The organism is Blautia argi (assembly GCF_003287895.1).
In the GTDB taxonomy this organism is placed as follows: domain Bacteria; phylum Bacillota; class Clostridia; order Lachnospirales; family Lachnospiraceae; genus Blautia; species Blautia argi.
In genome coordinates this window covers 378,955-405,873 of the sequence record NZ_CP030280.1, presented here as the reverse complement: position 1 = coordinate 405,873, position 26,919 = coordinate 378,955, and the positions used below count along the sequence as shown (strand labels likewise).

Below are 26,919 nucleotides of genomic sequence, written 5' to 3'. Positions count from 1 at the left end.
GTATACTATGAGCCACAATAAACAAATCTGCTCTCTGCAAAAACAAGCGTACTTCCGTCTTCCAGAAGATATTCCTCTTCCGGATTCAAATATCTGCCATTTAAAAGAGTTCCGTTTCTGGAATTCAAATCAACCAAAAAATCGCCTTCTGCTTTTCTTACAATTTTCGCATGTATACGACTGACAGTGGGAATATTAAGCCATATATCCACACACTCCCTTTTCTTTCCTATCAAATTTACTTCTTTTTGTAAAAAATATTGTCTGCCATACTCGGTATCTGCCTGCCTTAAATACGGCATACTTTCCTTTTCACCATACAGCACCACTGTCTTTCCCACCTCTTCGTAATCCGGCTGTACCACCGGTATAAACTCCCCACTTTCACGCCCCTCTGTTTCTTCTTCTCCCTCTTCCTCATCTTCTTCAGTACCAATGTTTTTATACGATTTATCCCATCCCCGTCCTTCTTTCCTTCGACTCTCCAAAAAATACCAGATTCCTGCTCCTCCACCCAGAATAGCTATAAATACAGCAACGACAAGACAAATCTTCCCTATGGAAATTCCAGTCACATTACGCAGTAAGAAAAATAAGGCCAAAATCAAGGTCAAACCCGTGCCTGCAAAAATCTTTTCTTTTAAAGAAAATCTGTCTTCAGCCTCCTCTTCATCATTATAAAAATTATCCAGAATTTTTTGACGTTCCCATTCCTTCTGCGTATCTTCCCTGTCCCCGGAATCTTCCTTTCTGCTTTCCTTCTTTTCCTGCATGCCTCCGTAAATATGTTCCTTTATACGTTCCGTTTTCAGCCCAATCTCCACAGCCTCTTTATAAACACTATAGCCCATTGTTACTGCAGCCTCGTCCTGATGATCAATACGGGGAAGTATATATTCTGTTAAATTCTGAAATTCTTTATCTGCGCATTCTTCTCCCAGTGGAAACCACATAAACAGATAATCCTCTGTATCCAGATTCTGATAAATGTATGCCGGATTTAGCAAAAGGCAATCTCTGCTCATTAAATACTGATCCAAACTTTCCATCATTCGGACAACCGCCAGAAAAAGAGTTTCCAGGTTCTTCCTGGAAAATTTTCGGTTCTCAAACAGATGATATAAGGTCTGACAACCTGTAATTTCATAATAAAAATGCTCCTTCCCATCTATTTTCTGGTGCTTACAGGGAAGCAGACCCGGCATCTGATTCTCCAGCAAAATACGGGTCTGATAAGTCTTTAAAGCCTCTCCTTCTGACCCCTGCAGGATAATATAATTGCAGCTCATACTCCGTTTATATGAAACTTCCATGCCTTCTGCCTCCTCTCCTCTACGGTACAAGCATATCCCTTATTTTTCTGGCTTTCTGCACCTTTTCTATAAATAAAACCGGACGTATAACTTTACTTCTCAAGATCTCTGATCTTCTCCACTCCAAATTTTGAAACGGTATCTGCAGCTTATGATCAAAGGTCACGGTAATCTCTCTTTTGCTTCCCGCTATACTGTAGCTCTTTCCTGTCATTCCGGCTCTCTTCCTTGCCGCATCTACGCCGTCAGATACTCTATTGACTGCCTTCCCGCTTCCATACACAGCAGCCTCCGCTGCCGCTGCCGTATCCGTCACCTTCTGCATACTTCCCAGAATCAAAAGCAATGACGCAAACACAACCAAAAGCCATACCCCACTTATCAAAGCCATCTCCACAGTATAACTCCCCTTCAGACGCTTCATAGCTTTCCGATTTTCAAAGCCCCTGTCCATAGTCCCGCACCTGCCATTCCCAAAAATAAAAAAGGAAGAAACGCTATCTGCCTTTTTCGTCCGCACTTACGACGCAATATTAAATACAGTGACACAAAACATGCTCCCACACTGGCTGTAAAAAGAATCCCCAGCGCTTCCCAAAAACCCATGGAAATTCCTATGAGCAATACGGCCAGACCATCTCCGTATCCCACTGCTTCCTGAGATATTTTACCGGTGATAAGTAAAAAAGCTCCTGGAATACTGCCCAAAATACTACTCAGTATCCATCTTCCATGTTCTTCTCCCTGTGTGCTGTATTCCCAGATTCCATACAAAAATACGAGCCCTGCATACAAAAGTAACTTCCATGAAGAAATCCTTTTTTCTCTGTAATCCTCTGCGCTGCATATTCCCAGCATCACCATATGTAATATCCATTTTCCTGTCATGAATCTTTTCCTCCGCATCTGGTACATACCTTCAGGTTTTTCAGTTCTGATTTTTTTATCAGCTTTACATGTCTGGTGAGTCCGCTGCACCCAGAAAAACTATGATAGTGATTTCCACTTTCCGTAATATAGACATTCCGCTGAACCGTATTTTCTCCCCAGCATTTCCCACATTTGTGATAATGCTCTCCGTACTGATTCATTCTCTTATCCAGACTGTCGTAGGATACCTGATTTACAGAAAGATGCAGATAACTGCAAGATTCACTTTCATGGTATACACTTTCCCATTCTGTTACATATACCATTTCCTCCTGCTCTCCAACGCCATATTTTTCGCCCTTATAGCCAACCCATGCTCTTGCCTGCCCTGCAGTTTTTATCGTTAAAGGAAAACTTCTGAAAATATCGGCTGGCATACAATATACAAAAGAAGCCTTTAAAACTATGGTGTCATTTTCATACGATGAAGGCAAAAGGCTGATGCCCTGCACGCCTCCCAGAATCTGGGGAAGAGATTCTTTTTTTAACACCTCCCTCACCTTTCCTGTCCCATATGCCATACAGACTGCCTGATTTACTGCACCTACCGGAGATTCCGTATCTCCCTCTACACAATACGAGTACATACCCAGTTCCTTTGCCCCTTCACACAAGGCGGTCTGTACCAGAATCGTAGTATGGTACAAATCTAACATTCCTGCAATCATAGTTACTGCAAAAAAGAAAAATGGCAGAACAAAAGCACTTTCCACAGTCATACTTGCCTTGTGCCAAAGAAATTGCTCCTCCTTTTTCCATATTTCTGCCTTTCTGCGCATCCATGCCATATTCTGCCATACCTCTTTCCTTTGTTATAAGCGCTGTCTTCCTTTTACATATCGTAAGTATAGACCCTGTCTGCCTGCCAGTTTATATTTTCCGGCCCTTTGATGAGAAAAGACATAGAAATCGCATCAATACAGGCATCAAAACGAAACCTTTCCTTTCCCTCTATCTGCCGTATATTCAGTTCTATCATATCCATGGTCCGCATAACACTCTTCTCTTTTGAAGTAAAGGTAAATAAGATACGAAGATAATCCTCATAATCCATTCCTCTTCTCCCTTTGGCAGAAGCACGGAAATCTAAACTGTTTAATTGCGTATTCCAGGCTGTACTGTCTTTCATAAGCGGTACCTTTCCTCCTGAAAGCAAAATTCTTACATCAGCCAGACTTTCCACATATGCCCAACCTGCCGCTAATACGCCCTGTACAAGCTCCATTCCTTCTGGTATCAGAAGCAGAAAGGACAGCGCAGCCGCACAGGTCTGCAGCTCTGCTCTCTTTTGTGCGTCCGTGTATAAAAAAGCCAGATTTGCAGTTTCCCGGATAATCAAAAGACGATTTATCACATAAGACAGATTTTCTTTGTCGCTGTTTTTTCCTCCCAGCACATATTCTGCCTGATAGTCCAGTCCTCCCTCTTCCTTTGGTCTGGTGAATGTCCCTAACTTTTCCAGTATATATTCCTGTATGAAAAGTCGGTCTGTGATATTGCTCTTTGTATCCATATAAGAAAAATCCCCCAGTCCCTGTCCAATCTCTCTCTGAGAAAGAAGCGCTCCTGATACCTGTTCTTTTTCAGATACCTGACTGCCCTCTGGCAGCACCAACCCTAAAATTCCGTTCTTTCTCAGACTTTTGACAATTTCCAAAGGATTATTGTCCAAAGAAATTCCTTCCATGGGAACTACATTTTCTGTATCCACCTCCTCCATTCCCTGGGCCTCAATCTGCTCCTGATGCTCCATAATACTCTGGTTCTCTTCCGTTTTTTCTTTTAATTTCTGTATTCCTGCCGTCCCCAGATTTCCCTTCATATATCGAATAATCTGCTGCTCCACTGCTTTTCCCTGACGGTCAGAGGCAAGACGAAAGCCGTCTGATGCACAGGCCTGTATTTCGCATCTGGTTATACCTGAGGACAGCACCGGATCTGCATAATATTCTGTCTGACTGATTAGCTGTCCCATATCCAAAGTTCCGGTGCCGTACCCGGCGTCCAGAAAGAACAAATTATAAGTTTCCAGAAGCACCTTATCATATTCTGAGAAAAGAGAATACAAGCCTGTATCTATCCCGTTAACCGCCTGTACCCTTGCACAGGCAATCTGTGACGCACGGATACTCACCCCTATCAACGGCAAAAGGGTAAAAAGCAGAAGACTCATGGCAACTGTCATACTCCCTTTTTGCTTCATGCCCTCACCGCCCTAGATGCTATTGCTCTGTTTTGTGATTTTTGAAAGAATATTCTTCACCAGACTGGTAAGCTGTTCTTTAAAAATAAGGACAAGACCAATCAATACCACCAGAATTAAAATAATCTCCACAACACCTACTGCATCCTCTTCCTTCCAGAATTCTCTTAATAAATTCATGCTTCTCACCTCCTTATAAAAAGCTTAAAAACGCCGGAACCATTAAAATAATCAGCACAACAATCAACTGTAGCATCATAGGAAGCAAAAGCTTTACAGACGCCTCTTCCCCTCTGACTCTGGCCTCCCTTCTACGCTCCTCTCCGGCTGATACCGCTTCCCTTTCCAGCAGTTCCAAAAGATTTTCATTCCCCTTTCTCAGATTCTGTACCAAAAGCACAGAAAGAATCTTATACTGAGGAACTCCGCATCGTTTCCCCATTCTTTCATATGCCTCTGCCTCGTAAACACCTCCTTCCATTTCCCTGCAGGTTTTCACAATTTCTTCATAAGCGGCTCTTTCTCTGATGTGATATTTCTGTCGGTTTTTCAGATAATCTGATGCCAGCCTTTCCATGGCTTTTCGGATACTAAGACCTGCCCGTAAAAACAATACCAGCCTATCCAAAATATCCGGATAATCTCTCTGCATTTCTTTTTTCTTCTGCTCTGCTGCCTTTTTTTCACGCTCTCTCTTCAGCGGAAAAATACCGATTCCTAAAACAAAAGAAAGCATACATACCAGATATCCTGTATTTTCCTTTATCCGATGATAATATATGGGCTCTCCCTGATAAGTTTCCGGCAAATACAGCTTATCTGAGCTTTCCTGGCTTAATCGGTCTGCCTCTTTTTGAATCCCCTTCTGCAGCTTTTCTTTTTCAGTCAGTCTGGGCGGATAGACACGAACTTCCCTTTGCCAGATTTCTGTCTGTTCCTCTAAGCTTATGGTACACATAAGATCTACTGCTTCTCCCCCCTGTTCAATTTCTGAGCCTAAAATCCCCTCCCAGTCTAAAAGCTCCGGCTGACTTGTGCTCCAGAATAACACTGCCGGATTCTTCTCCAGCTTTTTAGGAAAAGAAAGAGATACATCTGTTTCTCCCTTTTTCCCGCAACTTTCCTGAAACCACTTATCTAACTCCTGCTTTGCCTGTATCAAATATTGATCTTTTTCTTTCTCTGTGTATTTTTGCTCCTCCACATAAAGCTGTATCTCCTCTTTACGGTCTTTTGTTTCCACCTGCAAACGCTCTTCATAAGCTCCCTCTCCATAAGAATTTCTCTTAAGATAATCCGTCTTAGCAGAGTACCTCTGAACAGCCAAAATCCCAATTCCCAGAAAATTTCCGGCAATTATAAGAAAAACTGCTGCACATAATTCCTTTTTTCCGGAAAACTTAAATTTCAATTTCCGTCAACCTCACTCCCCACAAAAATGCCGCAAAATAAAGAACCAGGCATACGGTCATAATACACACTCCCATTCCATTCCCGTATAAAACATCGAGAAATCCAGGAGAAGTAAACTGCATATAGAAAATAATTCCCAAAGGAATCACGCTCATAATCTTCTGCTCCATTTTCCTGGAGGATAAAATTGTCTGTATTTCTTTTTTCACCTCCAGCCTTTCTTCTATAGAAGTCATGCAGTTCTGCAGGACAATCCGCATATTTCCGCCCATTTTTTTAGACTGTATCAATATCTCGGAAAAATTCAGAATATCTTCTGCTCCACTGCGAATTCCCAGGTCATATAAGAGCTGCTCCAGAGGTACACTGTGCTTCATCTGACTTTCCATATAGGCAAACTCCTCTGTCATTTCCGCTTCCTTACCATAGAGCTTTTCCAAATCCTTCCGTGCCTCATGAACCGTATTTTCCAGAGAATATCCTGATGAAATTCCCACTTGAATAGCATTTAACGCATCTTTAAACTGATTCTGCAACCGTCTTTTTCTGAGTGTTATCTGCTGCCTTCTTCTCTGCCGGATATACCATATGGGTACGGGTATCATAAAAAGAAACACAACTGGACTTTTATAAAACAAATAATTAATCCCCGAACACAGTGCCACAGACTCTGCAAGATACTGTATCCACTGCTGCCAGGATAAGATATACACATGATAGTCTGTTTTCTCTCTTTTTTTCTTTTGCTTCATAATTCAATCCCCGCCTTCTTAAACTTCTCCTGATGCAGCATCTCTCCTGTTTTTTCCAGAGCTGTACCACGTACATACAGGGAATTCAGAATCACCTCACCCTCCTCCACTCTGTCAATCTCACAAATCTCCTGTACCTTCCTGCTTTTATCCCTCATTCTTCCCAGATGAATAAAAACATCAAAACCTGAAGCAATCTGCCTTCGAATAACCGGCACAGGAAGATCCATCCCCATAAGCACCATGGTTTCCAGACGGCTCACCATATCCCTGCAGCTATTTGCATGAATCGTGGACAAACTTCCGTCATTCCCTACATTTACGACCTGCAGAAGCTCTGCTGCTTCCTTTGACCTCACCTCTCCTACAATGATTCTGCTCGGCCGCATACGCAGACAGGTCTTCAGTAAATCTCCCATAGTAATCTCCTGTGATTTTTCAATATTTGCCTGCCTGCATTCCAGACGCACCAGATTTTCAATTCCCTGAAGCTGCAATTCTGCATTGTCTTCAATGGTAATTACTCTTTCGTCTTTTGGAATAAATTCTGATAAAGCATTTAAAAATGTGGTTTTTCCTGAACCTGTCCCTCCTCCGATTAAAATGGTGTACCCTGCTTTTACCAGCTTTTCCACAAAATCTGCGGTTTCCTGATCCAGGCTGTCCATTTCTATCAGCTTTTTCATGGTAATCGGCTCCTTTGGGAAACGACGGATTGTCAATATGGAGCCGTCCAACGCCACAGGCGAAATCACTGCGTTCACCCTTTCCCCGTTTTTCAGTCTGGCGTCCACAATAGGCTGGGTCGTGTTTATCACCCGATTGCACCGGGCAGCCATTTGCTGAATCACATCATCCAGCTTCTCCGGCGAAGAAAAGCTCTTTCTCCATGGAAAGATACGCCCTTCCCTCTCAATAAAAATTTTGTCCCAGCCATTAACCATAATTTCTGTAATACTGTCATCTTCTAAAAGCTCTTCCAGGATATCCATTCGCCTCACAGACTGAAACAATTCTTTTCTCAGATTTTCTCTCTGTACAATGGACAGATACACCTCTCTACTGTATTCCAACATAAGACCGTCAATCAATTCCAATACCTCTGTATCTGAATCCTCCCAGCTTTCCTCCAATCTCTGCAAAAGCCGATTCCTGAGTACACAGAAATGCTCATGGCTTTCCTGCTCCTTTAAATTCTCCATTTTTTTCTAACACCTTTCTTACACAGCTTCCCCATTTTCCCCAGGACAGAGCTTCTATCAGATTATTGTCCCTGCCTTCCGGCTGAAAGGCAGGCAGACGGACTTCCCTGATTCGCTCCTCCTCTATAGCTCCCCAGCTCTTTATCAGCTTGCGAAACTGTGAAAGCTTACACCTTGCCATAAGGTCCTCCTGTACAGGCATATACACGCGACTGCACAAATTTAAAACACGAAAAAGCTGTTCTACACTGTTCCCGACATCCAGAATCATAATCTCATACCTGCTATTTTTACGAATGAGTTCAAAGAGCTGCATCCACTCTGAAAACAAAATTTCTCTTATATCCTCCGGTGATTCCACAGGCGGCAGATAATCCATCTTCCCCATAGGACGGATTAATTCCTGTACACCGTGAAGCGCCTTTCCTTCTTTACAGCGAAGTTCATAGAAAAAATCCGTGAGACTCTTTTCTGTCTGCATGGAAAACAGTTCTCCAAACCCGGAATACTCCTCCATATTCACATATAAAACAGACTTCGTTTCTCCCAGAAGCTGTCCTGCCGTAAGGGCAAACAGTGTTTTTCCACACCTTGCTACAGGAGAATAAACCCCCAGTACAGACATACGCCTCTCCGACATGGCATAAAAAGCAGGCGATGAACTGTTGGCATAATAGGTCATAACCTCCTGAATTATACTTTCTGCAGACTGATATTTATACACACACTTATGCTGTTCTTCCTCCCTGTCCCTCTCATCAGACAGCACAATCAGATTCTCCGCTCCCAGATTTTCTACCCGGCTGTCTACATCGCCCTCTGCAATTAACAGAATCTCCGGAGGATTTTTCCCTGCATAATCGCAAAGCGTCTGTGCATTAGTAAATGCCTCTGCCTGAAAGGGCAGTTTTTTCTTATTATTCAGATATTCTGCAAAATTACAGGCATATTCCGCATCACTATCGCATACTGCTATGATATTTTTCTTCATTTTTCAATAAAAACCTCCTGCATAGAGCATGACACTTAACAGAATGGGAACAGTAAAATGAAAATTTTCTACCTGTTTTCCCTTTCTGATATAAGGTCGTGATTGACCTGTTACAAAATACTGATAAAAATAGTGGATAAAGTAAGAAATACGTTCCCGCAAATTTCCACAGGAAATCAGAAATGCCAAAGATAAGACAGCACCCAGAAAAAAAGCGCCAAGTATAATGTGTAAAATTCCGTAAATACCGGTAATTCCACCCAGCACGGCAAAGACCTTAATGTCACCTGCCCCCAGCATATGAAAATAAAACAAAGGGAAAAGCAGAATACACGGGATCAAAACACCTGCCGCATATACAGGAACTCCCCCGATTCCGCCTGACCGCAGACTGAGTGCAAGTCCCAACAGCAATCCCAGACAAATAAAGCTGTTTATAACCCTTTCCATTAAAAAGTCCATAAAAACTGCTGTGCCTGCAACTGCCAAAACAAAATACGACTCCGCAGACATAAAACCACCTCTTCTCTCTGAAACACCTTTATAAAACTGTAACTTTGTTTGGAAATTCCAGCCGAACGGCCGATGTAAAATGAAATGCTTTCTTTGAAGTTGACTCTGATTATACCCCTGCTTTTGGGATTTGTAAAGCAAAATAATCAATAAATTTACTATTTGTCCAGACTCCACAAAATTATCGTTTGCAATACCGTGGATTTTCAGTTAAAATGTATTATATAAACGGCAAAATCTAAACAACAGATTTCCCGCCGCAAAATAAATCTAGTGTGTTGCTGCACTGATTAAGGAGTATGGGATATGGGACTTATTATATTTTTAGGTGACAGTATTACCGCTGCTGACAGAGAAGAATCTTCCAATGAACTTGGCTGCGGATATGTAAATATATTTTCAGAAACATTAAAAAAACAAAATCAGGACTGGACTATTCTAAACAAAGGTGTTGCAGGCTATATCACAGAACGGGTTGCACAGACACTCCACGCAGAATGTATTTCACTCAACCCGGATTATGTAAGTATTCTGGTAGGTATCAATGACATTGGTCTGATTGTAGATGCAGATGCTTCTGAACAGGACAAGCTCTACATGCTGGAGGACAGTATCCGCGCTTACCACGAGATGCTCTTTGATTTATCCAGAGAAACCCAGGCAAAGGTCATTATTCTGGAACCTTTTATTTTTTCCAAAGACGGAAAATATGAGGACTGGATTCCCTGGCAGAAAAAAATGTCCAAAAACATTCATAAGCTGGCGCGCAATTACGGCGCTTACTTTATTCCTCTTCAGGAGCCAATGAATAAAAAAATCAAAGAAATGGGCTTTGACACCATTACTACAGACGGAATTCATCTCACAGAAACAGGGCAGCACATGTTAGCACAAGTGGTAAAAGAATCCTTCTGTCTGTAAAGAATTCCCTGAGCGATTCCTTCTGATTCGCTGCACTATAAAAAGCAGCAGAGCTTTCCCCAAAATGAAAATCTCTGCTGTTTTTCCTATTTTTGTCTATCTATTACTTTCTATTTTCTTTTCCGAATATAAAAAATATTGCTGACCAGAAAAAAGCTGTATCTTCGCACATAAGTCTGATATTCTGAAAGATTGATATAGTAAGTCTTTCCCCAGGAAGATATCTGCAGCCACTCCCCTTCCATTGCTGTGACTACTACAAAATGTGCCGCAACGCTGCACATTTCCTCATAAGAATTTCCCTTTTTTTCATAAAAGGACAATTTCTGTTTTTTCACCGGAACAGGAAAATTGGGTCCCACTGCCAAAATAACAGGGATATCATGTGCCAGCATGGCAGCAACCCGATTTCTCAGATTTCTGCCCCACACCCCAAATGAAACCTTCAGGGGAATTCTGTTTATATGAAAATAACGGTTAATCCCTCCCGCCAGAAGCCACACTGGCATTCCCAGCCCGAGAATCACAGGAAAATAATGGCGCTTCATCTTTTCCGCCAGCTCCATATACTCTTCTGCGTCCAAAATTCCGTTTATACCTTCTGAATCCTTAAATTCTTTCCCTTTGCAGTAATCCTTATGTAAGCTTAAATACAACAGCAAATCTGTTCCGGCAATAACACCGCAGCCATATTTCTGTATCGTCTTTTTGCTGCTCCACTGCTGATTTCCTCCATAGGACAGACTTCCCTCCTTCATAACTGCTATATAGGGATATTTCAGCCTTCCATACTCCATGATTCTTTCAACCTTTCTCTATACGTTTACTTCTATTTCCATTTCCCCGGAAATCTCAACGGGACCTCCCATTTTACAGGATATGACTTTTCCGTTTTCCTTACACACAGATGCTTCAATCACACCGCCCGGCTGGTGCAGTCTGTAAACAAAGCTTCCGTCCTTCTCCTGCTCTGAAAGATACACAGCTGCCCCCATACTTCCGCTTCCGCAGCTGCTCTCCCATACCATGGAATCTGTTTCCTTTACATATACTACCGGAACCATGTGCTCCTTCTGCAGAAACATGACGCCATATGCATCGCAGGGACAGATTTTCTCTGCTTCCGCTATAAGACGATCCACCAATTCCTGCTCTCCCGGCGCTCCTTCTGCAATAATGTGGCAGATACCATCGAATACCACAACCGGATAGACTGCTTTCTCCCCCAGCCGCAGCTCTTTTCTGTCCACAGGAAGAGGCATTTCCACCCGACTTGTCCCTTTTTCCGGATTTATCTCAGCCTTTAAAGGCCTGTCCGAGCCGCTGACATCAACAAGCACTTCCTCCGGCTTTTCATCAGAAAGCATACTCAGAAGATAGGCAAAGCTTCTGGTGGCATTTCCGCAGAATTCTCCTCCCATCATCTGCATATGCACAGCTTTACCCTCCTGTTCAATAAATCCTACCTGCTCTGCATGCAGCTCTTTCCTGTCCAGTATCTGCGCAGATATCTTTGCGTAATCCTCTCTCTGCACTTTATCCATGACAAAAACCGTAATATTTCCTGCCGGATTTGCTACACGAATTTTCATTTTCATAACCAATACCTCCTCTTTGCTTCCCCCGTTTTGATATGTTTATCATACCATAAACCACACCAAAAAAGAGTAAAATTATTATAAAAGAATCTGTGTAAAAAACTTTTCTTTTCATTATCGACATTTTCAAAAACCTGTGATATATATACATTATATATCTGTTTTTTATGGGGTAGTGTCAACTGAGTTATGAAAAACTGAGCGATAAGAAAAAGGCTCAGATGAACCTTGAAAATTGCAGATATGTTAGTTTGAGGTAAGTTTACGCCACCCTTGACAGCACGCAAAAGAACTGCTGTAGATAAATCACCGACGGCGAAGAACTCAAGAACAGTTAGAACTTCTTCCGTCGAATACAGCAGTGTAGCAGTTCTTTTGCGTGCCATCAAGGGCAAGCCGAAAGCGTTGCTTTCGATGGCTGGATATATTACCTCAGGCTCGGAATCTAAGAACAATTAGAACTTTCAGTTTGAAGGTTTAAGATGGTCTGTTGTCCTAAGAAAATGAGCAGTTGCCATTTACCTGGCATATTATCAGCGCCATTTAGCATATCAGCTTTGTTGAGTACCTGATAATGATTGTGCTTGTGTGGGCGCAGAAAATTATAGTAAGCAACCCATAAGGCTAAATCGTAATTGGCACCTTCATAATTATCAAAACCATTGGTAGTTCGGTAGGAAACTTTGTAGGTGCGATTGAGACGTTCGATCATCTGTTTATAAGGACGAAATTCTTTTGAAACTTCGTCATCATTGGTTAAACCGATAACCTGTGTGATGGTAAATTTAAAATCATCTTTAAATTTTTTAGCAAACTCCATGGCAGCTAGTGGATATGCACTATATCCATCTGCAATGAATTTAAATTTTTTCGGTAGTTCTGTGAGATGTCGAAAAGCCATTCTCATTGCAAGGATACAGGGACCGACACTTCGGTTGTCTGAGACCTGGTATCCGATGATAGAACGACTTGCAGCATCCATGATAAACCAGATATAAGCTTTGATTCCTCTTACTTTGATATAGGTTTCATCAGCGGTAAAAACATCTCCTGTTTTATAGTCATAATGATCAACAAAGGGCTTAATGCAAACAGCCGCAGTTTTGCAATAGTTAGCAATCTGCTGATGGGAGATGCTGATGTTGTAAAGGTCTTTTAGTGCTTGGGATGTTTTCTTAGAGATAATCCAAGGTTGATATGTAGGGTCAGGCAAAGAGACATGACGTGTGCGTTGTGTTTGGAAAATTTTAAGGATGAAGCATTCTTAGGTAGTGAATTTAAATCCATGGTAAAGAAATCTACAGTGAATTCACGGTAGATGTAATGGAGTTTATATTTATTTTTGCCATAGTCCTCTTTTAGATCCTTCTTCTCAACTTTTTTGAGATTGTGCAGATAATAAGGACATTTCGGATTTACACATTTATGTATACGAAAGAACTTGCGATCTTTTTTAGCTACAAGGGTCTTACCACAGTGAGGGCAGATGAAACGAACAGGTGCAGAAGCTACTTCACCTGAGATGAAAGTCTGACCACAAACTTTACACTGGTATTGTCCGTTTCCACCATTGTTGTCATAGATGAAATGGTGTGGAGCACCGCATAAGGGGCAGATGGTATCTTCAGGAATGGATTTTCCATTGCGTCGTTGCACTGGTTTGAGTGATTTGTGATACTTCCATGTATAGTATTCTAGAAGGAATTGCCAGTCCTGTTTGACAAAGGTTTTAATGACCGGAAGTTCATCAACTTTGAATTTTTGATATTTGGGAGAATGAGAATCATCGAAAGCCCACTGTTTAAGAGGGATATATCTGCAGATAAAATTTAAAAGCCAGCAGATTTGTTGGTGTTGGTATTGAATAAAAGAAAGTAAGTATTGTATAATGTCCATGAGCATTGGCTCCTTTCGGGGATGTTGGTTTGGCGATTGACATTATACCAAAAAAGGGAGGTCAATGCTCTTTTTATTGCAGATTTCCCTAAAAATCAAGGTTTTTAATAGATTTAAACAATAAAAAATGGGTAGTTTTTGACACTACCTTTTATGGATAAGGGGGAATTTTATGAAGACAAAAGAAACAACAGGAAATCAGATTACAGAAGGCGTTATCTGGAAACAGCTTCTGTTTTTCTTTTTTCCCATTATGCTCGGAACACTGTTTCAGCAGCTCTATAATACGGCTGATGCTGTAGTTGTAGGCCGATTTGTAGGCACAAAAGCGCTTGCAGCGGTGGGTGGTTCTACAGGACAAATGGTAAACCTGATTGTTGGATTTTTTGTAGGACTCTCATCCGGTGCAACGGTAATTATTGCCCGCTACTATGGAGCCAAAAACAAAAAGGATTTAAATGACACTTTACACACTGCAGCGGCTTTATCTGTTGCCGGCGGTATTTTAATTACCATTGCAGGCATTTTATTGACGCCCGCCATGCTGCAAATTATGAAAACACCTGCTGATGTCATGGCAGATTCTGCCACTTATCTGCGAATTTATTTCGGCGGTATCATTTTTGTATTTATTTATAATGTGGGTTCTTCCATTCTCAGAGCTGTGGGAGATTCGACCAGACCTCTTTATTTTTTGATTGTGTGCTGTTTCATCAATATCTTTCTTGACATTGTTCTGGTAGTTGGTTTTGATATGGGAGTTGCAGGAGCCGCTATTGCCACTGTGGCTTCTCAGGCAGTCAGCGCCGTGCTGGTGATTCATGCTCTGATGAAATCCAAAGATATGTACTGCCTGCGGCCAAAAGCAATCCGCTTTCATAAGTTTCTGCTGCTTTCCATTATTACCATAGGTCTTCCTGCCGGAATTCAATCTGTCATGTATAATCTTTCCAACATGATTATACAGACCTCTTTAAACGATCTGGGAACCAGCACAATGGCAGCATATACTGCTTTCGGAAAAATAGATGCCATTTACTGGATGATTTCCGGCGCTTTCAGCGTTGCCATTACGACTTTTATCGGGCAAAATTACGGCGCCGGAAAATATGACCGCATGAAAAAGAGTGTCACCATCTGCCTTTTTATGGATTTTCTTGCCTCTGTTCTGGTAAGCGCACTGCTCCTGTTTTTCGGAGAATATCTGTTGCGGCTTTTCACCGCAGACCCAGAGGTTTTAAAAATCGGTATGAAAATTATTCATATCATAGCGCCCTCTTATGTGCTGTTTATTTTCATTGAAATCCTTTCCAGCACTTTAAGAGGTATGGGAAATGTCCTTGTACCTATGCTGATGACCTGCGGCGGTGTATGTATCCTGCGTATTGTCTGGATTTTCTTTGTAGTGCCTCACAAGCCGGACGTTTCCAACATTCTGTTGTGCTATCCCATTTCCTGGGGACTCACAGCCGTACTGTTTATTTTTTATTACTATACACAGCAGAAAAAATTTTTTCAGGAACATCAGAAAATTTAATTTCTAAAGGAGAACAAATCTATGAAATTTTTTTATAATACTGACAGCAAAACTGCAGCCTTACTTGAAAAAGGAACAACACTTTTACTGGAGGAATATGCTGATTTGCCAAAAAATTTTGAATCCCTTCAGATTTCTGTCACAACAGACTCTGCCTTTGAAAAACTGCTTGTTTCCAGGACAGGGCAGTGTGCCGAAATCACCTGTAAGGAACCAGCACACTATTTTCGCGGGCTGAATTACCTCCTGCATCACGCAGAAGAAGATTTTGAACTGAAGGAAACTCCCTTCTTTACCCATAACGGCTTTATGCTGGACTGCTCCCGAAACGCAGTTGCCACACCAGATAAGATAAAAAAACTGATACGCGTTCTGGCAAAAGCCGGCATGAATCAGCTCCTTCTGTATACAGAAGACACCTATGAAATACCCGGTCAGCCTTATTTCGGTACTTATCGCGGCCGTTATTCTCAGGAAGAGCTGCGCCAACTGGATTCCTATGCACAGAATTTCGGTATTGAGCTGGTTCCCTGTATTCAGACTCTGGCACACCTGAGAAATGCTCTGAAATGGCCTATGGGACAGGAATTAAAGGATACCTCTGACATTCTCATGGTAGGTTCAGAAAAAGTATACGCTTTTCTTGAACAGGCTTTAACCTCTTTGAAGGACTGTTTTTCTTCCAGAAATATTCACATTGGAATGGACGAAGCCCTGATGCTGGGACTGGGCAATTATCTGAAAGAAAACGGATATAAAGAAAGCTCTCTCCTGATTCGCGAACACAGCCAGAGAATTCTGGAAATCTGCCGTAAGATGGGCTGGAAGCCAATGATGTGGAGTGATATGTATATTACCTCCAATACAGGAAAGGGGTATTATGACATTGATGAAAATACAGATACCTCTACCTGGACAAAACCAGACGAAGAGCTTGGACTTGTTTACTGGGACTACTATCACGCAGACAGAGAAACCTATCACCATATGCTGCGCGTTCATAAGGAGCTTTCTCCACGCACTATTTTTGCCGGCGGAATCTGGAACTGGAACGGTATTGCCCCAAACTATGGAAAGGCTTTTCAATGCACCATAAGCGCTTTAAAAGAATGTCAGAGTCAGGGAATTTCTGAAGTCTTTGCTACCGGCTGGCTGGACAATGGAGCTGAAACGCCTCTGGACGCCCTCTATCCCGGACTGATTCTGTTTGCCACTCTCTGCTTCAGGGAAAATCCTTCCGGGGAAGAGGTTGCTCAATCCTTTGCAGACTGTGTTGATGCGCCGCTGGAAGATTTTTATCTTCTGGATAATTTTGATGCACTCTTCCAGGGAACTGGAGAAAATCTCTCTGCTGATAATCCTTCCAAGTACTTACTGTATCAGGATCCAATGCTTGGCATATTTGATTACCACATTCAGGGCGTAGACACAAAAACATACTATGGAGAACTGGCTGACAAGCTGGCAAAAAGTCAGGAAACCTCTCCGAAATACGCAGACTTCTTCTCCTTCTATGAAGCATTTGCCAAAGTGCTGGCGCAAAAAGCAGACCTGGGCATCTGCCTTAAGGATGCCTATGATAAAAAAGACTTATCCACACTCCGGAATATTTGTACACAGATTATCCCCAATATTCTGAAAAATTTCCAGACTATGCACCTGCTTAGAGAAAAGCTGTGGCTTCAGGACGCCAAGCCTTTCGGCTATGAGCTTATGGATATCAAGCTGGCCGGCGTAAAAACACGTCTGGAAAGTACGGCAAGAAGAGTCATGACTTATGTGAACAAAGAAGTGGATTGTCTGGAAGAACTGGAACAGCCGCGTCTGCCTTACTGGACAGTGGAAGCAAAATACCCCCATGATAGGAAAACAGAATTAAGGGAAAATCTCTGGAATAAAATTATAAGCGGTTGTGATTTAATTGATACTGTCTGATAAAAAGTCACAAAACTTATTCCCACAGTCTTATTTTCTGTATCTGCGCTGTATCTCCTAAAATATACTGCTTTTTCTCTGTATCCGGCACCAGGGTTCTGGAATGAAGCTTTCGATACTGCAAGGGACTCATACCATAATACTTTTCAAAAGTATGCCCAAAATGCTGCCTGCTATTATATCCTGTGGAAAAAGCAATATCTGTTATCTTCATAGAACTGTTTACCAAAAGGAACTCTGCTCTCTCCATACGCTTCCGATTCGTATACTCTGTAATCGTACAGTGCAGATTTTCAGAAAACAATCGTTGCAAATAAGATTTATTGATTCCTGCATATGCTGCAAGCTCCGGGATTTTTATGGTATCAAAAAGGCGTTCCTGAATATAGCTGCATGCCTGCTTTAGATAATACAGTCCTGAAGCCTTCTGCATATGCTCTGTACAATATGCCAGCTCCAAAAGCATTCTCTGAAAAAGAATGGAAATCAAACACATCTCGCTGCCGCCCTTTTGCAGACACACAACTAAATCCTTTAAGGCATATCCCATATTTCTCAAATCTTCTGCAGCAAAGGCGGATAATCTTTTTCCACAGAAGTTGAGAAAATCCTCACTGTTCTTCCACAAAGACTCTATATTCATTTGTGTTTCCTTTCTCTGACATAAAAATTCCACATTCAAAACAGCACAGGGTCTGCCCTTTGGAATACTCAACTTATGGGGGACCTCTGCGTCCAGAAAAATGAATTCATTGGCAGACAGCCGGATTTCTCCTCCCTCATACTGCACCATACAACTTCCGCTGGTTACATACATAATTTCACAACTTTTATGCGTGTGCATAGACATATGGAATTCCGGGAGAGAAATGGCATAAAATGCTGTAATCGTTATAAAAGAATTTTTACTGCTGTAAATACTGTTCAAAAAATTCACCTGCCCGTTCTTTAAAATATAAATAAAAAATACCACACCTCTTTCTTACTGACAAGATTTCTGTTCAAAATTAAATGCAACAATATCTTGCATTTTTTCTACAGCAGCCTAATACTTTCCACCTCCTTCTTTCCTTTTCTATATAATACAAGTCATAAAACAGCAAAACATACAGGAGGGCTTTACTATGAGTTTTAAAATTGCTTTTATCGGTGCCGGCAGCCTGGTTTTTGCCCGCACACTTTTTACAGATATTTTATCTGTACCGGAATTTAAGAATATCCGCATTTCCTTTACAGACATCAATGCTGACAATCTGGAAAAAACCCGTGCCTTATGCCAGAGAGATTTAGATGCAAACCGGATTCCCATTACCATTGAGGCAACCACGGACAGACGGGAAGCTTTTAAAGATGCCAGATATATTGTAAACTGCGTCCGTATTGGCGGACTGGAGGCTTTTGAAACTGATATTGAAATTCCTTTAAAATACGGTGTTGACCAGTGTGTCGGCGATACACTCTGTACAGGCGGAATCATGTACGGTCAGCGTGTTATTGCACAAATGCTGGAATTTTGTAAGGATATCCGGGAAGTTTCAGAACCGGGCGCTATTATGCTGAATTATTCCAATCCCAACGCCATGGCTACCTGGGCATGCAATAAATACGGAAAAGTCAGAACCATTGGTTTATGCCACGGAGAAATTCATGGAGAAATGCAGATTGCAGAGGTGCTGGGTATTCCCAGGGAAGAACTGGACATTATCTGTGCAGGAATCAATCATCAGACCTGGTATATTTCTGTAAAGCATCACGGAAAAGAGCTGCTGGATAAAATCCTTCCCGGCTTTGAAAAGCACGAAAAATTCCGGGAAGAAGAAAAGGTTCGCATTGATATGTTAAAACGCTTTGGATACTATTCCACAGAGTCTAACGGACATCTGTCTGAATATGTTGCATGGTACAGAAAAAGACCGGAGGAAATCAAGAACTGGATTCATCTGGGTAACTGGATTAATGGAGAAACCGGTGGTTATCTTCGCGTAACTCGTGAGGAAAGAAACTGGTTTGAAACAGACTATCCAAAAATTCTGACAGAAGAGCCTAAAAAATTGGACGGCTCTCAGCGCGGAAAAGAGCACTGTTCCTATATTATCGAAGCTTTGGAAACCGGAAGAAAATACCGGGGACACTTTAACGTTATGAATGAAGGCTGCATTACCAATCTGCCTGCGGAATCTGTGGTGGAGGTTCCCTGTTATGCAGACGGAAACGGAATCAGTGTTCCAAAGGTGGGCGATTTGCCTCTTGGCTGTGCTGCTGTCTGCTCACAGTCCATCTGGGTACAAAAGCTGGCTGTGGAAGCTGCTGTAAGCGGAAATGTACAGCTTCTGAAACAGGCTGCTATGATGGATCCTCTGACAGGTGCTGTATGCAATCCGCCTGAAATCTGGCAGATGATTGATGAAATGCTGGTAGCACAGGAAGAGTGGCTGCCGCAGTATACAGAGGGTATTGCACAGGCAAAGGAAAATCTGTCAAAAGGAAATCTGATTCCTACCCGGGAATACCATGGAGCTGCCAGACTGCGGGAGAAGACACCTGAGGAAGTGGCAATTGAGCATGAAACACGGAAAATTACAGTGTAAAATACAAAAAATCTCGCTTTCCAGATTCTTCGCCTGCGGCGAGCCGCATCAGCGACATATTTCCTATAAAGAGAAGAGAGGACAGGGGAACTGTTTCTTACATACCCCTGCCCTCTCTTCTCTCAAAGCTGTTGACAACACACTCCTTTATCTCTCTACTTTCTTCATCAATATAAGACTGTCCAGAGGCTTTACTTCCTCACTCTCCAGTCCATTTAATTCCATAATATTCTCAATGGTGGTATAGAATTTTTTTGCAATATCCCAAAGCGTATCGCCCTGCTGCACCTGGTATCCCACAATCCCCGGCATACTCCGCAGTTTTTCTCTGTCCAGCTCCTGTTCTTCAATTTCCTGAATAATTCCCATTTCCGTCTGCTTCATAACCAGTACGTTGAGATTCATCACAATTTTAACTTCAATCTCATCGCTGTCAATCATGGTTGTGGAAAGCTGCTCCAAATCTGTCCGCAAATGGTAAATACACTGCTCGTCAATCCCCTTTGCCTCAATAACATGAGTAAAAGGAATCATGGTTTCCATAGCATAAAAGGGCATTTCATCATCACTGATAATGTACAGAATCCGTATCCGCACCACGCCCTCTGCTTCAATTCCGTTTTCTACAATTCGAGTACTGTCTACCTTTACATTGCCATCACTATGACAAATCTGTAGAATTTTCCCCTGACTGTTCTCCACCTTTATCCTGTCATTCATCTTACACTTGGAAAAATTCTTTACCAGCAGACTTTCCAGCTTCTGCTTCTCCCGTATGGCACGGCAATCCTTCACAGGTGTGTAAACGTCCATGAGAAGAGATAGCTCCTCTTCTTCATAAATTTTCATTTCCAGCTCCAGCACTGCGTCCACACTGATAATGCGCTCTTCCCCGTCTTCATCCTGCTTTACCTTCAAATCACTTTGAGGCACTGTCACCTCTACATTAGGAATCATGTCACTGCTGCAGCCCGGACATTCTGCCTCCTCGTAAAACGGCACCGAATGCTCCAGCCACTGCAGAGAATTGTTGTCGTCATTGCCGCTGTAAAGTGCAAAAACAAAAAGTTCTCCTTTGACCCCGATTTTATCATTTTCGGCTCTGATATCCAGCCCCCGGATTTCCACTGTATTCCACAAAAGCTCATAAATATCCGGCTTGTTGGAACTCAGTGCAATATCCTCCTTTACCCGCATAGTATCCCTTTTATGTACAGCCGCTTCCATAATGGAAATATCCTGCTTTTTTCTGGAAATTTCATCGTCTTCCACATTGACCGGAAGGGAAGTCTCCAGCATCTCCTCTACATAAGCCGTAAAGGTTACCAATGCTTTGATATTCAGTTTTCGGGAATTAATAAGCTGTACGCTTAAATCCTCAATATCCCATTTAAGCTGTACCTTATCTCCGTTTTCCAGCCCTTCCAGATTCAGGGTTTCCCCTATGTGCAATGTTCCCATAAGACTTTGAATCTTTCGCTCCTGACTGTCGCTGACATATAAAAGACACACTGCCAGAACTCCGGTAATATATGCCTTACCCTCTGAAATCTGGATATCCTCAATCTGAATCTCTCCCTTTTTCTGAATCATTCTGCCAATATCCGGTTTCACGTCCGGCACATTTAAATCCTCATCAAATGTAATCTGATTTACTGCCTCACACTTTCTTTTCAGCATGCTTACCTTTTTTGTTATCAGCTCCACACCTTAACCCCTTTTCTATTCAAATATCACCGGTTCTTCCCGATATTTCATCTTCACCACAGACAGGGATAGGAAGGCTCTTCTTTCAACTCTTCCCCGTCCCTTGGTCCTATAAGCACAGTCTGCAAATGAATGGCGTTTTCCCACAGGGATAAATCCTCAATCTGTATGCTGTATCCTCCTGTTTCCTGTTTTCCGTATCCCTTTAAAAGGTAGAGGTAGCCTGCGTCCTGATACGTCATCTGAAATTCTGTTTCCTGATTCTGTGCAATGAGTTCCTTTACCTTTTCCGGAAAATCCTCTTCCTTCATGACTGTATACTCCGGCTTGACTCCGTCCCCTGCACGTACCTTTTCAATACTGCAGCCGTACAGCAGACAGGAAAACAATACCAGTAGCAAAAGCCCCGTTGCTTTTTTTCCCATGCTTTACCGCCTTTCCTTTACCAGCCTTATCCTAAATGTATGCAAAAAGAATGGAGAATATGACAAAAAGTAACTGACCGCTTTGAAAGCTGAAAGTTACTTTTTGGAGGAATCTGTCATTTCGTTTTCCTTCTTATTTCCCTTGCATATCCCCTTCACATTCATTATAATAGTAGAAGTGTTTCATACAACTATCTTATTATTTGTGAAAAGGAAAAGGTGCTTATTATGCTGCGATTTATCATGGTATGTATCTGTGTAATCGGATACCTGATTTTATCTATTCCAATCCTTCTGGTGGAATGGGTAATCGGAAAATTTAACAAACGCGCCAAAGATATCAGTTCCCTGCGAATTATTCAGGCAACCTTTCGTTTTATCCTGAAGGTTACAGGCGCAGAAATTACGGTTATCGGCCACGAAAATGTTCCAAAGGACCAGGCAGTTCTCTATATCGGAAATCATCGAAGCTTCTTCGATATTCTGCTGACCTATGTCCTTTGCCCGGATTTAACCGGATATGTGGCAAAAAAAGAAATGGAACCTATTCCTCTGCTTTCCATCTGGATGCGCTATCTTCACTGTCTGTTTCTGGACAGAAAGGATATTAAGGCAGGAATGAAAACCATTCTCACAGCTATTGAAAAAGTGAAAAGCGGAATCTCTATCTGCATTTTCCCGGAAGGCACAAGAAACAAAGGAAACGATGAACTGGAGCTTTTGCCCTTCCATGACGGAAGTTTTAAAATTGCCACAAAGACAGGCTGCCCGATTGTTCCCATTGCTATTAACAATTCAGCGGAAATCTTTGAGGCACACTTCCCTAAAATCAAACCCTGCAAGGTCGTGGTAGAGTATTGTAAGCCTATTTACCCGGAACAACTCGACAGGGAAGATAAAAAACATCTGGGAGCTTACACACAAAAAATCATTCTGGAAACTCTGAAGAAAAACAGGCATCTGACAAAATAGAAAATACGGATACAGGTACTGCTATTAAAAACAGCGCCCGTATCCGTATTTTTTACTGCACTCTGACAACACAGATTTTACCAACAATCCGTATGATCAATCCCCACGTCTTTTGCCTTAAACACAGGGTCTTTTCCTTCTTTTCTCTGTTTCTCATAGTCCTTCAGCACCTTAATGGCAACATTTCCCAGAACCAAAATCACCAAAATATTCACCGTTGCCATACAGCCCATAGTAATATCTGCGATATTCCACATCATGGAGAAATCCGCCTGCGCGCCCAAAAATACTGCCACCAGACAACTGATTCTGAAAATCAGAAGCAGGGTCTTATTATTTTTAATAAACAGAATATTGGACTCTGCATAATAATAATTTCCAATCAGGCTGCTGAAAGCAAAGGCAAAAATCGAAATGGTAATAAAATGAATGCCCCAGCTTCCCACATTCGCGGAAATAGCCTTCTGCACAAAAGGAATTCCGTCCAGAACACCGGGTTCCCCCTGTACACCGGACAAAAGCAACATCATTGCTGTAGCAGAGCAAATCAACAGAGTATCAATAAACACAGACAATACCTGTACCATACCCTGCTTTGCCGGGTGGCTGACAGAGGCGCTTGCAGACGCGTTCGGTGCGCTTCCCATACCTGCCTCATTGGAAAAAAGTCCTCTCTTAATACCAATTACTACTGCGCTGCCTGCCATTCCCCCGGCAAACGCCTGAAAATCAAATGCCTGAGAAAGAATCATAGAAAACACAAGAGGCAGTTCTTTCAAGTTCAACACAATCGTCACCAGACCAATGAGCAGATACGCACCTGCCATAATCGGCACAATCACAGAAGTGATGAATCCGATTCTGTGTACACCTCCGAAAATAACAAATGCGGTTCCCACTGCCAGAACCAATCCCACAATCATAGGATAAACGGTATCTCCATACCCGGGAATATAATATTCCAGAGAAGAAGACATATTAAAAGACTGCAGTCCGTTAAATCCATAAGCAAAACAGATGATCAGCAAAACAGAAAACAGCACACCAATCCAGCGTTTTCCCAATGCTTTTTCCATGTAATAGGAAGGACCTCCACGAAATTCTTCCTTATCCTTTACTTTGTAAACCTGTGCCAGAGTACTCTCAATAAAAGCAGATGCGCCGCCAATCACAGCCATAAGCCACATCCAGAACACAGCTCCTGCGCCTCCTGCTGCTATAGCAGTTGCAATCCCGGCAATATTGCCTGTTCCCACACGGGACGCTGTGGAAATCATCAAAGCCTGAAAAGAAGACACTTGTTTCTTTCCGTTTTCCTCTCCTGCACGTTCCTTTAATACACGAAAAGATTCTTTCAAAAGCCTTACCTGTACAAAACGTGTCCGAACCGTAAAGTAAATGCCTGTCCCTACCAGCAGAAACAACAGCAGATAGGTATACATAAAGTCATTCACTGCACCTAAAATCTCATTCAGCATGTATCATGTCCTCCTTATGTTATAGTATCCTCCATGGCACCGAAGCCATGCACACTTTTGAAATTATAACAGAAAATCGGACACTTCGCAAGAATTACAAAGTATTTGCTATAACGCAATGTATTTACAACTCTGACAACCTTTCCACAAGCTTTCCAAACTCCATAAAATGGGAAGCTTTGACCAGAACTGTATCCCCTTGCTTCAAAATCTGAGGAAGCTGTTCCATTAAGATTTCTTTGTCTGCAAAATACAGAACTTCTTTTTTCTCTGCTTTTGTCCTGGCTGCCTCTGCCATGTATTGGGATAATTTGCCCACGCAAACCAGCATGTCGATGTCCTTTGATACTGCATACTCGCCTACTTCCCGGTGCATTTGGACTTCTTCTTCGCCCAGCTCTCCCATATCACCAAGCAACGCTATCTTTCTTCCCAGCGCGTCTGCCAACACGTCTAAAGACGCCCTCATGGATACAGGATTGGCATTATAACAGTCATCAATCACGGTATACTTTCCTGTTTCAAGAATATGGAACCTTCCGCTGACCGGCTGCAGACTCTCAATGCCTGCCCTGATTTCCTCCAAAGTCAGTCCGTAGGTCAGCCCTACAGCAGTTCCTGCAAGAGCATTGTATACCATATGATGTCCCGGAATCGGAATCAATACAGAAAAACTTTCCTCCCCTGCGTGAATCCTGCAGGAAATTCCCTTTAATCCTTCCGGCTGAATTTCGTCTGCCCAGATATCCTGATGATTCTTAATACCAAAGAATACAGGCCGGATTCCTTTTGCTTCCCGCACGGTTATGAGTTTGTCATCATCACCGTTTAAGATAATGTGTCCGTCCTCTTTCAAATAATCAAAAATTTCTGTCTTTGCCTTTAAGATACCATCTCTGGACTTGAGAAATTCCAGATGACACAAACCGATATTCGTTATCACACAGGTGTCGGGTCTGGCAATTTTCGCCAGTCTGTGCATCTCTCCGAAATCACTGATACCCATTTCCAGCACAGCAATTTCATGCTCCTCCCGTAAACGAAACACAGTAAGCGGAAGCCCCAGCTCGTTATTAAAATTCCCCTGGGTCTTCAGCGTATTGTATTTCTGAGAAAGTACGGCTGCAATCATTTCCTTTGTGCTGGTCTTTCCCACGCTGCCCGTAATTCCAACTACAGGAATCTGCAGCTGTTTTAAATAATATTCCGCAATCTCTTTTACTGCCAGAAGGGAAGACTCTACCTGAATATAAGGATATTCCTGTTCTCCTAAATCCTTCTCAGACAGAGTTGCCAATACTCCCTGCTCCATAACCTGAGGAATAAAATCATGAGCGTCGACTCTTGCCCCTTTAATCGGCACAAAAAGTCCACCCTTTTCTGCTTTTCTGCTGTCTGTAAAAATACTGGCAACTTCTTCTTTCTTCATTGCTTCTGTTCCATGGTAAATACCGCCGCAGGCTTCGGCGATGTGCTCCAGGGTAAGATTTTTCATGAATTTTGCCCCCTTACTGATACTTTTTCAGAGAAACTTCAATCAGCTTTTCACAAAGCTGCGGATAATTCATACCAATCGCCTTTGCTTCCTGAGGAATCAGACTGGTGGGGGTCATACCCGGAAGGGTATTGGCTTCCAGACAGTACATATTTCCCTCTTCGTCCATAATAAAATCCAGTCTTGCATAGGCCTGTAATTTTAAAGCCTCATAGCCTTTCTCTGCATAATGTTGCATTTCCTTTGTAAGAGAAGCAGAGATTTCTGCCGGACAGGTTTCCACGCAGGAGCCTGCCTGATATTTATTTTTGTAATCATAAAAGCCCTCAATAGGCGCAATCTCAATCACCGGATAAGCCTTGCCGTCCACAACCGCCACAGAAAATTCCCGTCCGGTAATATACTGCTCTACCACAACTTTATCTTCATAGGAAAATGCTTCTAAAAGCGCCTGTGCATACTCTGCTTCATTCTTTACAATAAACACACCTACACTGGAGCCCCCGCAGCAGGGCTTTACCACAACAGGAAATTCCATGCCATAGTCTATAAGACGGCTGCTGGCTCCCTTTTCCAGGGTAATTCCTTTTGGTGTGGGAACGCCGTTTGCCTCAAATACCATCTTGGTAATGCCCTTATCCATTGCCATGCCGCTGCTTAAAGGATTGGATCCAGTGTACTTAACACCCATTAAATCCAGCACGGACTGCACCTTTCCGTCCTCTCCGTTAGAGCCGTGAAGCGCCAGAAAAACAATATCTGCCTTTTCACACAGAGCCAGGACATTGGAACCGAAAAATCCTCTGCGGCTTTTCATGGTTTCTTCCAGAAGTGCGCTCTCTTTACGCATTTTTTCTGCTGCTTCTTCTATATCATATTCTGCGGGAAACAAGTCTTCCTCCAGCTTTTCCATACCAAAATACGGGTCTGCCATAACAGCGCGGTGGTTTCTCTCTCTCAACGCTTTGCAAATTCCCTGTCCTGAGGCAATGGAAACCTCTCTTTCTGTGCTGTTTCCTCCTGCTAAAACTACTATATTCATCTTATAAA

The 26,919-nt window shown here is 42.4% G+C and carries 24 protein-coding genes and 1 pseudogene; 5 read left to right on the top strand and 20 right to left on the bottom strand.

Translation table 11 applies throughout. The features are described from left to right. Positions 1-5 precede the first annotated feature (5 nt). The 11 genes from DQQ01_RS02060 to DQQ01_RS02010 are packed head-to-tail and all read right to left on the bottom strand — an operon-like array spanning position 6 to position 9,317. Positions 6-1,313: a DUF6382 domain-containing protein gene (locus DQQ01_RS02060; RefSeq protein ID WP_111917999.1), complete on the bottom strand. Its 1,308-nt coding sequence runs from the start codon at positions 1,311-1,313 to the stop codon at positions 6-8. A 19-nt stretch (positions 1,314-1,332) separates the two neighbouring features. After that, positions 1,333-1,767 carry a hypothetical protein gene (locus DQQ01_RS02055; protein WP_242980489.1) on the bottom strand — a complete coding sequence of 145 codons (435 nt, stop codon included), beginning with the start codon at positions 1,765-1,767 and terminating at the stop codon, positions 1,333-1,335. Further along, positions 1,734-2,201 (bottom strand): prepilin peptidase, encoded by a 468-nt coding sequence (locus DQQ01_RS02050; protein ID WP_162624221.1) that lies wholly within the window; start codon positions 2,199-2,201, stop codon positions 1,734-1,736. Before DQQ01_RS02050 ends, DQQ01_RS02055 begins: the two co-directional genes overlap by 34 nt. Then, positions 2,198-3,031: a hypothetical protein gene (locus tag DQQ01_RS02045; RefSeq protein ID WP_242980488.1), complete on the bottom strand. Its 834-nt coding sequence runs from the start codon at positions 3,029-3,031 to the stop codon at positions 2,198-2,200. The genes DQQ01_RS02050 and DQQ01_RS02045 overlap by 4 nt, the downstream gene beginning before the upstream one ends. Positions 3,032-3,075: 44 nt before the next feature. Beyond that, positions 3,076-4,446, bottom strand: a complete 1,371-nt coding sequence (locus DQQ01_RS02040; RefSeq protein WP_111917995.1) for a DUF5702 domain-containing protein — start codon at positions 4,444-4,446, stop codon at positions 3,076-3,078. 12 nt (positions 4,447-4,458) lie between these two features. Further along, the gene (locus DQQ01_RS02035) at positions 4,459-4,626 is read right to left on the bottom strand and encodes a Flp1 family type IVb pilin (RefSeq protein WP_111917993.1); all 168 of its coding nucleotides are present in this window, start codon (positions 4,624-4,626) and stop codon (positions 4,459-4,461) included. Positions 4,627-4,639: 13 nt separating this feature from the next. Further along, positions 4,640-5,857 (bottom strand): type II secretion system F family protein, encoded by a 1,218-nt coding sequence (locus tag DQQ01_RS02030; RefSeq protein WP_111917991.1) that lies wholly within the window; start codon positions 5,855-5,857, stop codon positions 4,640-4,642. Then, complete coding sequence (locus DQQ01_RS02025; protein ID WP_111917989.1) at positions 5,847-6,611, bottom strand: type II secretion system F family protein; 765 nt, start codon at positions 6,609-6,611, stop codon at positions 5,847-5,849. The genes DQQ01_RS02030 and DQQ01_RS02025 overlap by 11 nt, the downstream gene beginning before the upstream one ends. After that, positions 6,608-7,813 (bottom strand): TadA family conjugal transfer-associated ATPase, encoded by a 1,206-nt coding sequence (locus DQQ01_RS02020; protein ID WP_111917987.1) that lies wholly within the window; start codon positions 7,811-7,813, stop codon positions 6,608-6,610. The genes DQQ01_RS02025 and DQQ01_RS02020 overlap by 4 nt, the downstream gene beginning before the upstream one ends. Then, positions 7,782-8,804, bottom strand: a complete 1,023-nt coding sequence (locus tag DQQ01_RS02015) for a P-loop NTPase family protein (RefSeq protein ID WP_111917985.1) — start codon at positions 8,802-8,804, stop codon at positions 7,782-7,784. The genes DQQ01_RS02020 and DQQ01_RS02015 overlap by 32 nt, the downstream gene beginning before the upstream one ends. Before the next feature lie 3 nt (positions 8,805-8,807). After that, on the bottom strand, positions 8,808-9,317 hold the full coding sequence (locus DQQ01_RS02010) for a prepilin peptidase (protein ID WP_111917983.1): 510 nt from the start codon (positions 9,315-9,317) through the stop codon (positions 8,808-8,810). A gap of 306 nt (positions 9,318-9,623) precedes the next feature. Here DQQ01_RS02010 and DQQ01_RS02005 point away from each other — a divergent pair, with 306 nt between their 5' ends. Next, complete coding sequence (locus tag DQQ01_RS02005) at positions 9,624-10,238, top strand: SGNH/GDSL hydrolase family protein (RefSeq protein ID WP_111917981.1); 615 nt, start codon at positions 9,624-9,626, stop codon at positions 10,236-10,238. A gap of 110 nt (positions 10,239-10,348) precedes the next feature. Here the strand turns inward: DQQ01_RS02005 and DQQ01_RS02000 are convergent, their stop codons facing one another. From DQQ01_RS02000 to DQQ01_RS17990, 3 genes and pseudogenes are all read right to left on the bottom strand, one after another. Beyond that, a complete protein-coding gene (locus DQQ01_RS02000) occupies positions 10,349-11,035 on the bottom strand; it encodes a hypothetical protein (protein WP_111917979.1) in 687 nt (228 codons plus the stop codon). A gap of 18 nt (positions 11,036-11,053) precedes the next feature. Continuing rightward, a complete protein-coding gene (locus DQQ01_RS01995; protein WP_111917977.1) occupies positions 11,054-11,836 on the bottom strand; it encodes a histidine racemase CntK family protein in 783 nt (260 codons plus the stop codon). A gap of 445 nt (positions 11,837-12,281) precedes the next feature. Then, positions 12,282-13,732 (bottom strand): annotated as a pseudogene (locus DQQ01_RS17990) (IS66 family transposase). Positions 13,733-13,904: 172 nt separating this feature from the next. Here DQQ01_RS17990 and DQQ01_RS01980 point away from each other — a divergent pair. Together DQQ01_RS01980 and DQQ01_RS01975 are read left to right on the top strand one after the other, a co-directional pair. Next, positions 13,905-15,269 carry an MATE family efflux transporter gene (locus DQQ01_RS01980; protein ID WP_111917973.1) on the top strand — a complete coding sequence of 455 codons (1,365 nt, stop codon included), beginning with the start codon at positions 13,905-13,907 and terminating at the stop codon, positions 15,267-15,269. A 21-nt stretch (positions 15,270-15,290) separates the two neighbouring features. Next, positions 15,291-17,204 carry a beta-N-acetylhexosaminidase gene (locus DQQ01_RS01975; RefSeq protein WP_111917971.1) on the top strand — a complete coding sequence of 638 codons (1,914 nt, stop codon included), beginning with the start codon at positions 15,291-15,293 and terminating at the stop codon, positions 17,202-17,204. Between the two features lie 16 nt (positions 17,205-17,220). Here the strand turns inward: DQQ01_RS01975 and DQQ01_RS01970 are convergent, their stop codons facing one another. After that, positions 17,221-18,132: an AraC family transcriptional regulator gene (locus DQQ01_RS01970; RefSeq protein WP_242980487.1), complete on the bottom strand. Its 912-nt coding sequence runs from the start codon at positions 18,130-18,132 to the stop codon at positions 17,221-17,223. A 196-nt stretch (positions 18,133-18,328) separates the two neighbouring features. On the opposite strand from DQQ01_RS01970, the gene melA reads away from it, so the two are divergent. Beyond that, positions 18,329-19,792, top strand: coding sequence for an alpha-glucosidase/alpha-galactosidase (gene melA, locus DQQ01_RS01965; RefSeq protein ID WP_111917969.1), 1,464 nt, complete (start codon positions 18,329-18,331; stop codon positions 19,790-19,792). A gap of 147 nt (positions 19,793-19,939) precedes the next feature. Here the strand turns inward: melA and DQQ01_RS01960 are convergent, their stop codons facing one another. Together DQQ01_RS01960 and DQQ01_RS01955 are read right to left on the bottom strand one after the other, a co-directional pair. Then, positions 19,940-21,499, bottom strand: a complete 1,560-nt coding sequence (locus DQQ01_RS01960; RefSeq protein WP_111917967.1) for a DUF3794 and LysM peptidoglycan-binding domain-containing protein — start codon at positions 21,497-21,499, stop codon at positions 19,940-19,942. A 53-nt stretch (positions 21,500-21,552) separates the two neighbouring features. After that, positions 21,553-21,924 carry a protease complex subunit PrcB family protein gene (locus DQQ01_RS01955; protein ID WP_242980486.1) on the bottom strand — a complete coding sequence of 124 codons (372 nt, stop codon included), beginning with the start codon at positions 21,922-21,924 and terminating at the stop codon, positions 21,553-21,555. Between the two features lie 228 nt (positions 21,925-22,152). Here DQQ01_RS01955 and DQQ01_RS01950 point away from each other — a divergent pair, with 228 nt between their 5' ends. Then, positions 22,153-22,896, top strand: coding sequence for a lysophospholipid acyltransferase family protein (locus DQQ01_RS01950; protein WP_111917965.1), 744 nt, complete (start codon positions 22,153-22,155; stop codon positions 22,894-22,896). A 77-nt stretch (positions 22,897-22,973) separates the two neighbouring features. Here DQQ01_RS01950 and DQQ01_RS01945 read toward each other — a convergent pair whose 3' ends face one another. The 3 genes from DQQ01_RS01945 to DQQ01_RS01935 form a co-directional block, all read right to left on the bottom strand. Continuing rightward, positions 22,974-24,374 carry an alanine/glycine:cation symporter family protein gene (locus tag DQQ01_RS01945; protein WP_111917963.1) on the bottom strand — a complete coding sequence of 467 codons (1,401 nt, stop codon included), beginning with the start codon at positions 24,372-24,374 and terminating at the stop codon, positions 22,974-22,976. Between the two features lie 124 nt (positions 24,375-24,498). Further along, positions 24,499-25,869 (bottom strand): UDP-N-acetylmuramoyl-tripeptide--D-alanyl-D-alanine ligase, encoded by a 1,371-nt coding sequence (locus tag DQQ01_RS01940; protein ID WP_111917961.1) that lies wholly within the window; start codon positions 25,867-25,869, stop codon positions 24,499-24,501. 13 nt (positions 25,870-25,882) lie between these two features. After that, positions 25,883-26,911, bottom strand: a complete 1,029-nt coding sequence (locus DQQ01_RS01935; RefSeq protein ID WP_111917959.1) for a D-alanine--D-alanine ligase family protein — start codon at positions 26,909-26,911, stop codon at positions 25,883-25,885. Positions 26,912-26,919 lie beyond the last annotated feature (8 nt).